Source organism: Alteromonas sp. CH_MED4-4 (assembly GCF_037029575.1).
Lineage (GTDB): Bacteria > Pseudomonadota > Gammaproteobacteria > Enterobacterales > Alteromonadaceae > Alteromonas > Alteromonas macleodii.
On sequence record NZ_JAYMEU010000052.1, the window covers coordinates 1 to 9,401 of the forward strand.

Annotated in this window: 9 protein-coding genes and 1 pseudogene; 4 read left to right on the top strand and 6 right to left on the bottom strand. The window is 43.8% G+C overall.

Annotated elements, in window-relative coordinates:
- Positions 1-64: 64 nt before the first annotated feature.
- Genes WA381_RS20475 through WA381_RS20485 form a run of 3 tightly spaced genes read right to left on the bottom strand, consistent with a single transcriptional unit; the run spans position 65 to position 3,025 of the window.
- On the bottom strand, positions 65-1,639 hold the full coding sequence (locus WA381_RS20475) for an alpha-amylase family glycosyl hydrolase (RefSeq protein ID WP_231506414.1): 1,575 nt from the start codon (positions 1,637-1,639) through the stop codon (positions 65-67).
- 19 nt (positions 1,640-1,658) lie between these two features.
- Positions 1,659-2,060, bottom strand: coding sequence for a GlcG/HbpS family heme-binding protein (locus WA381_RS20480; protein WP_231506413.1), 402 nt, complete (start codon positions 2,058-2,060; stop codon positions 1,659-1,661).
- Positions 2,057-3,025 (bottom strand): aldo/keto reductase, encoded by a 969-nt coding sequence (locus WA381_RS20485; RefSeq protein WP_156085989.1) that lies wholly within the window; start codon positions 3,023-3,025, stop codon positions 2,057-2,059. The genes WA381_RS20480 and WA381_RS20485 overlap by 4 nt, the downstream gene beginning before the upstream one ends.
- Positions 3,026-3,263: 238 nt before the next feature.
- Between WA381_RS20485 and WA381_RS20490 the strand changes: the two genes are divergently transcribed.
- Entirely contained in the window at positions 3,264-4,181 is a 918-nt protein-coding gene (locus WA381_RS20490) for a LysR family transcriptional regulator (RefSeq protein WP_156085988.1), read from the top strand.
- A gap of 122 nt (positions 4,182-4,303) precedes the next feature.
- Here WA381_RS20490 and WA381_RS20495 read toward each other — a convergent pair whose 3' ends face one another.
- Positions 4,304-5,596: a TMEM143 family protein gene (locus tag WA381_RS20495; RefSeq protein ID WP_156085987.1), complete on the bottom strand. Its 1,293-nt coding sequence runs from the start codon at positions 5,594-5,596 to the stop codon at positions 4,304-4,306.
- A gap of 665 nt (positions 5,597-6,261) precedes the next feature.
- On the opposite strand from WA381_RS20495, the pseudogene WA381_RS21045 reads away from it, so the two are divergent.
- Together WA381_RS21045 and WA381_RS21050 are read left to right on the top strand one after the other, a co-directional pair.
- Positions 6,262-6,573 (top strand): annotated as a pseudogene (locus WA381_RS21045) (PAS domain-containing protein); the annotation flags it as partial.
- Between the two features lie 123 nt (positions 6,574-6,696).
- On the top strand, positions 6,697-7,104 hold the full coding sequence (locus WA381_RS21050; protein ID WP_321825600.1) for a methyl-accepting chemotaxis protein: 408 nt from the start codon (positions 6,697-6,699) through the stop codon (positions 7,102-7,104).
- A 128-nt stretch (positions 7,105-7,232) separates the two neighbouring features.
- Here WA381_RS21050 and WA381_RS20505 read toward each other — a convergent pair whose 3' ends face one another.
- Positions 7,233-7,556 (bottom strand): DUF3718 domain-containing protein, encoded by a 324-nt coding sequence (locus WA381_RS20505; protein ID WP_014978455.1) that lies wholly within the window; start codon positions 7,554-7,556, stop codon positions 7,233-7,235.
- A gap of 322 nt (positions 7,557-7,878) precedes the next feature.
- On the opposite strand from WA381_RS20505, the gene WA381_RS20510 reads away from it, so the two are divergent.
- On the top strand, positions 7,879-8,487 hold the full coding sequence (locus WA381_RS20510) for a YigZ family protein (RefSeq protein ID WP_156085985.1): 609 nt from the start codon (positions 7,879-7,881) through the stop codon (positions 8,485-8,487).
- 123 nt (positions 8,488-8,610) lie between these two features.
- On the opposite strand, the gene WA381_RS20515 is transcribed toward WA381_RS20510, so the two are convergent.
- A complete protein-coding gene (locus WA381_RS20515; RefSeq protein ID WP_014975770.1) occupies positions 8,611-9,147 on the bottom strand; it encodes a redoxin domain-containing protein in 537 nt (178 codons plus the stop codon).
- Between the last annotated feature and the right edge of the window lie 254 nt (positions 9,148-9,401).

Here is a 9,401-nt window from a genome sequence, read left to right on the forward strand (position 1 = left end):
CCTAACGCAGTGCATAATAGAAAAGGCCAGCTTCGAGAGCTGGCCTAATAACTGTCAACCTATCTTAGGACGGGTCAAAGAACTTATTTTCTTGCACTCCATATTGAAGTAACGGCTGCTGCTTGCGAATGGCAGCGTACTCTGCAATAGATTTGTACAGCGGGTGCTGAGGGTTGAAGTTGTCATTTTTGGTGGTTTGCTCAGTACCTAACAACGTATTGTCGTTATAGCTAGCTACCTTAGATGGCATCATATCTTCTCTGGCATCCACATCGTTACCATCACCGGTAAAGCCTTGCTCATCGCCATAGTAAACGACGGGTACGCCGCGAGAGAAAAACATCATGGCATGTGCCAGCATACTGCGCAGCAGCTTTTCTTCGTTAGACGCATTGGGTAAATGCTTATTTAAGAAGAAGCCCGGGCGACCCATATCGTGATTGCCTAAAAAAGTAAGCAGTTGATTAACGTTGCTGTCTTCGTCATTGTAAAGATGATCTTGTGCTATCAGCGTTTCAATGGTCGACACTGGCTTGTCTTCAAAGAACACGCCTCCCACCGCACTTTGAAATCCAAAATCAAGCACGGCAGGAAGTTTACCCTCGGTAGTGAATGAACTTAGCGCTTCAGGGTTTGGGTCATACACTTCACCAAATACATGAAAGTTCTCAATTCCCTCAGCTTTAGCGTGCGCCATAATTGCCGGTGAGAATGCTTGCCAAAATGGCAACTGAACGTGCCTTACCGTATCAATTCTAAAGCCGTCTGGTTTAAATTCACTGATAAGCTTGGTGTAAATATCAATCATCCCTTTAACCACTTCAGGGTCTTCAGTATTGATATCATCTAACCCATTAAAATCGCCATATAAACTATTTTCACCTTCAAAAGTTGTATCACCTTGATTGTGGTAAAAGCGCGGATCGTTTAGCCATTCTGGAAATTTCTCACCCTGCTCTTTTTCTGGAACAAAAGCACGGTAAGTCCCTTGCTCTTTCACTTCCTGCAAGCTGCGATAAGTGCACTGGTCTAGTCCACTTTTAAACGAACCGTCGGCGTTGTGGCACTCTTCATACTTAATCACGTCTGCCGTATGGTTAGTAATGATATCGAAAAATACTTTAATATCTTTTTTATGCGCAGTGTCAATCAAGCGCTTTAAATCGGCGTTACTGCCAAAGTGAGGGTCAATTTCGGTGAAGTCGACTATCCAATATCCATGGTGGGCAAATCCGCCTTTCTGCACAGCTTTATTACGCAAAATAGGTGTCATCCAGATAGCGGTGATCCCCATAGATTTCAGGTAATCCAGCTTTTGTTCGATGCCCGCCATGTCGCCACCATGAAACGCCCATTTAGACGTTGTGTCGAGACCTCCGTGAGAGATCGATCCTTTTGGTGCCCCGCTGTCGTTACTTACATCGCCATTGTTAAATCTGTCTGGCATAACGAAGTAGAAGACGTCTTCGCGCACGTCGCGCTTTAAGTAACTACTTTGTGGCTGTGCCGCATTGTTGTTCTCGCCACTGTTCGTCGCACCGCTGTTAGGGTCTCTATTGTTAAGAGATGGGCTGCAAGCAGTTAACGCAAGCAATATTGCGGTAAAGGCCATTGTCATTTTAGATGTTTTTTGAATCATTAACCTGTTCCTTAGTAGGTTAAAACTGAGCAGTAATATTTTGAGCTAGCGCTTCGTCATCAAACTCGGCCATACCGCTAATTCCCATTGCACCCACTACTTTGCCTGCCTTATCTTTTACAGGTACACCACCCGCCATACCTGTGATGCGAGGGTCGGTCCAAAAGTTAATGGTTTTGCTCGTTTCTTTTGCCCACGCAGCAAGCTGACTGGTTTTTTGCCTGTCTCTGGCTGCCGTATAAGCCTTGTTCTGCGCTAGTAGACAGGTTTGCGGGCTAGTTTCATCCATACGAGAGAACGCGATAAGCTCACCCACACTGTCTACAACAGCAACGGCAATGTGTTGATTGTTTTCTTGCGCCCAATGAATGCTATCTGTAATCATTGATTGAGCTTGCGTTAAAGAAATAGAACCCATCATGGTAACTCCACCCCTTTTGCACTTACGTACAATGCGTACCAGTCTTCCCGAGTAAGCGTCACGGTAACGGCTTCTGCACTTGCTTTAATACGCTTGGGGTTTGCCGAACCAACAATTGGCTGAATGTTGCTGGGGTGGCGCATTAACCAAGCCAACACGATTGCGTCGGGCGATACACCATATTTTTGCGCTAAGGTCGCAACGAGTTTTTTAGTCGCTTCTTCTTGCGCAGTTAGCGTGGCGGGTGCTCCGGTATATTTACCCTGGCTTGCTGGCCCCCACGACTGCATTTGAATGTTGTTTTGCTTTGCGTATTGAAGTGTGCCCGCTGTAAAGTTCACATGCTGCCCATCTGGGTTACCGACATAAATACCTTCATCCACAAAGCCTAAGTTAGTAAGACTCATCTCAACCTGATTCGCAATAAGCGGCTGATTAATATAGTGATTAAGATGCTGCATTTGTACGCCGCTCATATTCGACACGCCAAAGTGCTTAACCTTACCGCTATCAAACAAGGCATCAAATGCAGCGGCAACCTCCTCTTCTTCCATCAATGGGTCTGGGCGGTGCAGCAAAAGCAGGTCGAGATATTCCGTATTTAATCGCGAAAGCGTGTTTTCAACAGAAGTGACAATCCAGTCTTTCGAAAAATCGTAACGTTTGGGCCCGTGTTCATCTTCAAAACGAATCCCACATTTAGACTGAAGCACTATCTCTTCCCGTAAGTTAGGGCGTGCTTTTAACACTTCACCAAATGCTTGTTCTGCTTTACCCATTCGGTATATATCAGCATGATCGAACACGGTAATACCGGCTTCTAGCGCAGCATCGACCGCCGCAAACGCATGCTGGATTTGATCTTTGGTTAATGGGTTAAAGTCCCACTCTCCACCAATAGCCATACAGCCGTAAACCAGCTGACTGGCGTGTGAAATGTACTGATTTAGAGGAAGGTTTTTCATATACACCGCTCGCAAAAAAGAATTAATAAAGGCCTTTCGGATAGCTCAAGTTTACGCTTGCAGTTACCACCTTTCAGCGCACAATAGCGAAATCATTATTCTTTATAGCGAATAGCTGTATTCCATATATAATCACTAACTCTACATTTTCTGATGTGACGTTGCTCAAGACGCAGTTTTTCGAGCATGTTGTGAATATTTATCTCCGATTTAATCTCGTGTAAAAAGTAACTAGCCAATGAAACCACATAAAAAAGTCGAGCGATTGATGCTGTTTAGTGCGGTAGCAGAAACCTTAAGCTTTGGTGCTGCGGCAGAGAAAATGCAGATATCGAGGGGCTACCTGTCGGAGCAAATAAGGGAGCTTGAACTTGCGTTAGGCGTAAAGTTGCTGCAGCGCTCAACACGCCAAGTAAGTCTTACCAACGAAGGTAAACAAGTGTACGCCGATACACAGAAGATTAATCGCAGCGTGGTAGAGCTAGAGCAAAATTTAGTACGTGAGCAAACGCAGCTGGAAGGAATAATCGCCATTACGGCGCCGAATATGTTTGCGCACTACTTGTTAAGCGAACTGTGTTTTTCCTTCTCGCAGCAGCATCCTGATGTTTCGTTCCATTTAGATACCAGCTATCAAAGGCACGACTTAAACCGAGGTCATTTCGACTTGGCGTTTCGCTCTACTAACAACCCGCCGCAAGATATGGTGGCCAAGCCATTATTTACTTATAGCCACACCATAGTTGCAGCACCGCAATACCTTAAGCAAGCCGGCACACCCAAAGTGTTGAGCGATTTAGATGCGCACCAGTGCTTTTGCGGCCCCGACCAAGATAACTGGCTCATAAACGGTAAGCGCACAGCGGTTAAAGGCTGGTTAAAACTTAATGATAATCTGGCGCTCATTCAGCATGTGCTGGAAGGCCGCGGCATTGCAAGACTGCCAAGCTATGTGGCGAAAAAGCATAGTAAGGCGGGTGAACTGGTCGCGCTTTTTGAAGAAATTAAGCCGGGGTCGACACCGAGTGTGCCTCCAATAAAAAGCACCAGTCAGCTGTTTATTGTGCACCCACAGCGTCCCCATCAATCGCTAAGAATAAAAGCCTTTTTAGACACAGTTAAACAAGCACAACACGAAGGTTATTTTAGCGGATAAGTACTCAAACTGTCAGCGCTTACCTGCCGCTATTCACGTGCGTAGTGAGTAGCAATAAGACTTGAAAGCTTCGCTTAGGCTTTTCATTCCTTGGCGTACTATTATCGACGTTAAAGGGTAAATCAAACAGGCTGATAAATATTATCCCAGTAGTCATCAAGTATCTTCACAGCATCGTTAAGCGCCCGCGCCACAAAAATATCGCCGTATTGTTCGACTAGCTCCATGTCCACCAGCTTATTAATAGCGTCAGTAACGTCGAAATCGAGCGCACAATCAAGCTCTTCTGAAAAGTAACTTTCTATTACACTATCGAGCGTTGCTAATGTCATTCCACCAGCGGCAATCTCGCGCTCTGCACGCACCGCGCAGAATGCAGCACCACCTTCTACAGACACTTCACTACATTTCAGCAAAAATGTATAAGCCAACAAAGCTTCTTTGCAGTCCTCTTCCTCTGCTGCATCAATTAACGTATGAAACACGCCTGCATTATTGTCTAAATTTTTAAAATAGAGGTTGTCAGACAAGGCTTTCATAAACCTGATTTTTCTGTTTTTAAACTTTGTCCATTCCTTAAAGATAAAGCTGCCGAATACACCCATGCCAATACCAAAAGTTATTAGGCTTTGCTTAGTCAATTCCACTTCATCGTCTTTAAAGCCAAGCCAAAAGGCCAGAAAAGATGCCATGAGAAGTAGCGAGGCGCCTAACTTAGTCACTAGCACCACGGTGCCACCTATTGCCGCCGATGCACTAATGATCAACTTATCTAGTGGACGCATTTTGACTTCGCTATTGGGAAACAGCATCTCCAAGTCTGCTTTAGGTACGTTTTGGAAAAGCTTTACTATGGTGGAGCCAGGTTTAAAGGTGACTGGCGTATGCCCTTTCTCTTTGAAGTAGGCTTCATCTTTAAAAGTGATATAAACGGCCACTTTGTCGTAGTTGGTAAATGACACCTGCTTTTTTCGCAACCCGAAAAAAGTACGCAGCGTTTCAGTTTTTACCGACTCACCCCGTCGATAAAACACCACATCTTCAAAGTCTTCGAAGCTAACCGCTAGGCGCACTTTAAACAGCGACTCTTCGTTTAATGCTGCTTCTAAATCTTTGTTTGTGACTTTTTCAAAATTGGCTGCGTTTAATAGATTGGCAAACGCACTCGAAAACGCCTTTTGGCTTTGCTTCCTAGTAGCTTCACTTGAAGGTGTAAGATCGCGGGTGTCTTTGTTTGGATCAAAGTCGTTATAGCTATCTTTCAGACCCTCAAGTTGCTCATGATATTGATAGTGTATGCGATTAACGAGCAATGTTGAGAACGTACGAAAAAGAGTCCTCTCTTGCACAATTACGTTTTCCCACAATCTACTAACATCATGTTTGCGAAATGGGATAAAGCGTTCTAATGGCATCGAGTGGTCTTATTAGTTCGAATGTTTCTTGTTAGATAAAAATAGTTACCGTACTGTAACAATGAAAACAACCACTTATAAATAAATTAAGCCTAATTGATAATGCCTTAGACATAGGCTTCGCCTAATATCTAAACGACATAAATGTTAAATATAGTTAACATAGACTACACTAATTCTTAATTATACTTGTAATTTTCGGAGACGTTATGTTCGTATCAAGTTCTCGATACAATAATGACATTTCGGCTCTTAGGGACGAAAGCCAAGGCTTGCTTGGTACGCTGGATGCGTTCAAAAACACAATGGCCTATGCCATCTATAGTACCGATGGACAGTGCACATTTGCCTCTCCCGTATTACTTTCCATTTTGGATTACTCAAATTCAACCGCAACGTCGTTTTCCCATGCGGCAATGCGCGTTGAAGGTGTTGAACCTGAGTCACAGTACAAATCGTTTTGGCAACACTTGGTCAATGGCGGCAGCTTTAGCGACACGGTTGCAAGAAAATCGGCGTTAGGTGAAACGAAGTGGCTTAAGGCAAGCTACGTAGCGGTGAATAAGCATGGCGTTACAGAAATTCATGCCATTTACCACGATATCACTGAACATGAAAATGCTTATTTTGCCGGTAAAGCAGCGACGGACGCACTAAACAAGTCGATGGCGGTAATTGAGTTTCATCCTGATGGAACAATTATCACGGCAAATGAGAATTTTACTGCAACAGTGAAATACAGTTTGGCCGACATTCAAGGTAAACACCATCGCATGTTCTGTCGCGATAAGTTTTATCAAGAAAATCCTAATTTTTGGGATAACCTTGCCCGGGGTAATTTCTCTTCAGGCCAGTTTGAGCGCGTAGATGCGCACGGTAACGCATTGTGGTTGGAAGCAACGTACAACCCCGTGTTTGACGCTTCGGGCCGAGTAGTAAAAGTTATTAAATTTGCATCTAACATTACCGATGCAATTAACGAAAAGAATGCAATCGCACAGGCGGCGGAACTCGCAGTATCAACGGCAGAAGAGACGTCTCAAATTGCCCATGAAGGTGCCTCGTCACTTCAACGAAGCGTTGAGATTTTCAATACAGCCATGTTAGAAGTTGAGCAAACCAATCAACTTATGCACGAACTGAGTGAGCAATCGCTAAAAATTGAAACCATTGTGACAACGATTAGTGGCATTGCTGAGCAAACCAACCTTTTAGCACTAAATGCCGCTATTGAAGCTGCACGTGCAGGCGATCAAGGTAGAGGATTTGCTGTAGTAGCAGATGAAGTGAGGCAGCTAGCGCAACGTACCAGCGATTCGACTGTGGAAATTGAAAGTGTAGTGGCAGAGAACAGAAAGCTTGCTGACAAATCCACGAAGAAAATGGCAGGCGTTAAAGACAGTGTTGACCAAAATAGTCAACAGATTGCGCAAGTGCAAAGCATTATTGATGAAATTCAAAAAGGCGCATTGAATGTATCTGAAACTGTATCAGGTATTCTACGCTAGCAGTCATGTTAAATTAGTAAAAAGGGCTGTTGTATCATCAACAGCCCTTTTTTTTAAACCCGCTTTTTCACACAAACGATTTTTCGCGTACGCATACGTACAAGCCTAGCACCGTTTAATTGTGGGGGTTATTTTGCGTGCACCACGCTAGCAATCTGCTGCTGTTGAATATTCAGGTATTTCTTGATGCTGTCCCCGTTCTTGCCATATTGATCAACAAACGCAGCGACAGATAGTCCGTTACACGTCATGTCCTGTGCTACGTACTTTTTATCTAGCGCAGATTCTTTAATTTGTTCATGTAGCTTCCACTTGTTCCCGGTAGCGGCAGCAACGCAAAGGTTAGAGGTGACCGAATCGTCGGTAGGCTTAAATTCTACAGAAGCTAAAGCACTTCCGGTGAACACAGAGGTAAGAGCAACAATAGCGATAGCAGTAATACGTGATTTCATAGCATGATTTCCTTATTGGGACGAAGTTACGTTGTTGTGGCGTTACGCCTTGGCCACACTCATATTCACTATTACAATCACTGCGCCAACTTTACAAAGCTATTTAAATTCAAAAACTTAACTACAAACCCAGAAATAAGCACCCGCTAGAACAGTAAACGAAATACGACCTTTCAAGATAATTCGCCAAATAGTAGTATTTTTGACCACTGCGTTCTATCTGAGCCTATCGTCGTCTAAAATTTCGTTTTATTGAGCGATAAAACACACTGCTTACCTTATTTGGCTTAAATAAAAAATTGTCTTAGCTTACAATGCGCTGATGACTTATCCCGTTCCAGCTAAACAGGTTGAAACCCTGTACGAAATTAAGAAAAGCAAATTCATTGCTTGTGCCGGCTTTGCAAATTCTCGTGAAAGTGCAATGGCGCTTTTAGATAGTGTGAAACAACGGTATCCCGACGCCAGACACCATTGCTGGGCTTATGTTTTTGGCAACCCTAACTCGCCAAGTAGCGCGGCGATGGCTGATGACGGCGAGCCTAGCGGCACTGCCGGTAAACCCATATTAAATGTACTCCAGCACAAAGATATCGGCGACATCATGATTATTGTCACGCGTTATTTTGGCGGAATTAAATTAGGTGCGGGGGGATTGGTAAGGGCTTACTCGGCTGCAGCACAGCAAGCCATAGATGCTCTTGAGGTAAGACAAGAGATAAAGCTGGAAGCGCTTAGCGTAGACATCGATTTCAAACATGAGCAGTTTGTACGTCACTTGGTAGAGCAAGCTCAAGGTAAAATTGCGAACTGTAACTATGGAAGCAGCGTGGTAATAAATGTTGAGCTACCTTTAGATGCACTTCAAGACTTTAAAAAGCAGATGGCCCCATTGCTTTTTCAGTGTCAGTTGAAAACGAGTAAGTCCTAGAAAACAATAAGCAAGTGATAAAATTAGGGCTAGCTTTTGATGGTTTCTATATGTAAATAAAAAAGGCTCTGAAAACCACCAGAGCCTTACCTTTTAATCACACATAACTAGGGCCTGTTAACCTTATCCTTTAAAGGTGCCTCGAATGGGGTAGTTGTTATCTGGGTTACGTATAAACTCCAAGCCTGATACAAGTTGCTCTAAGTCAGGGCGCACAAACGGCGCGTTTGCTATTTCAGCAATATGAATGTCGTTTTTTTCATTCACTACAAATAGCGCAGGTTCAGCAAAATTGTGGTCGGTTTCTTTATCTGAACGCGGCTTGGAGATGTATAGCCCAAGTTTTTCCATATCTTCTTGCGAGAGACCGTAAGCAATAGGGAACGTAATCGACAGGTCGTCTAGATGCTCATCGAGCTGTGCTTTGCTGTCACCACTTACAGCCACCAAATCAATATTGAGCTCACGTAGACGACCTTTATAATCTTCTAATTTGTTCAGGAATTTAGTACATATTGGGCAGTGTTTACCGCGATAAACAACCACCATTTTCCAATCACATCCCTCTTCTTTATTGGTAAGCGACACCGTTTCCCCTGTCGATAGGGTTGCTGAAACATCGGGAAATGTCGTTGCTGGATGCATTTTTTGCGTATACATAAAAACTCCTTAAAGTCGGTTTAATCCTTCAAAGTACAAGCGAGATCGCGATAAACTGCTTTGTACAGATACACATCAAAGTAAAATTCTATACGTTGTACCCAACTTTCAGATCGTTTATTTGAACAATTGTTCAAATTTTTATTATCTTTCCTCTCGCGTTTTCTATACCAGCGACAATCGAGTAGGAGGGAGTTTTACAACTCCCGTCCTCTCACACCACCGGGCATACGGTTCCGTACCACGGCGGTTCA

Coding starts and splice junctions, on each gene's coding strand:
- WA381_RS20475 (WP_231506414.1), bottom strand. CDS start 1,639: ATGATTCAAAAAACATCTAAAATGACAATGGCCTTTACCGCAATATTG.
- WA381_RS20480 (WP_231506413.1), bottom strand. CDS start 2,060: ATGATGGGTTCTATTTCTTTAACGCAAGCTCAATCAATGATTACAGAT.
- WA381_RS20485 (WP_156085989.1), bottom strand. CDS start 3,025: ATGAAAAACCTTCCTCTAAATCAGTACATTTCACACGCCAGTCAGCTG.
- WA381_RS20490 (WP_156085988.1), top strand. CDS start 3,264: ATGAAACCACATAAAAAAGTCGAGCGATTGATGCTGTTTAGTGCGGTA.
- WA381_RS20495 (WP_156085987.1), bottom strand. CDS start 5,596: ATGCCATTAGAACGCTTTATCCCATTTCGCAAACATGATGTTAGTAGA.
- WA381_RS21050 (WP_321825600.1), top strand. CDS start 6,697: ATGTTAGAAGTTGAGCAAACCAATCAACTTATGCACGAACTGAGTGAG.
- WA381_RS20505 (WP_014978455.1), bottom strand. CDS start 7,556: ATGAAATCACGTATTACTGCTATCGCTATTGTTGCTCTTACCTCTGTG.
- WA381_RS20510 (WP_156085985.1), top strand. CDS start 7,879: ATGACTTATCCCGTTCCAGCTAAACAGGTTGAAACCCTGTACGAAATT.
- WA381_RS20515 (WP_014975770.1), bottom strand. CDS start 9,147: ATGTATACGCAAAAAATGCATCCAGCAACGACATTTCCCGATGTTTCA.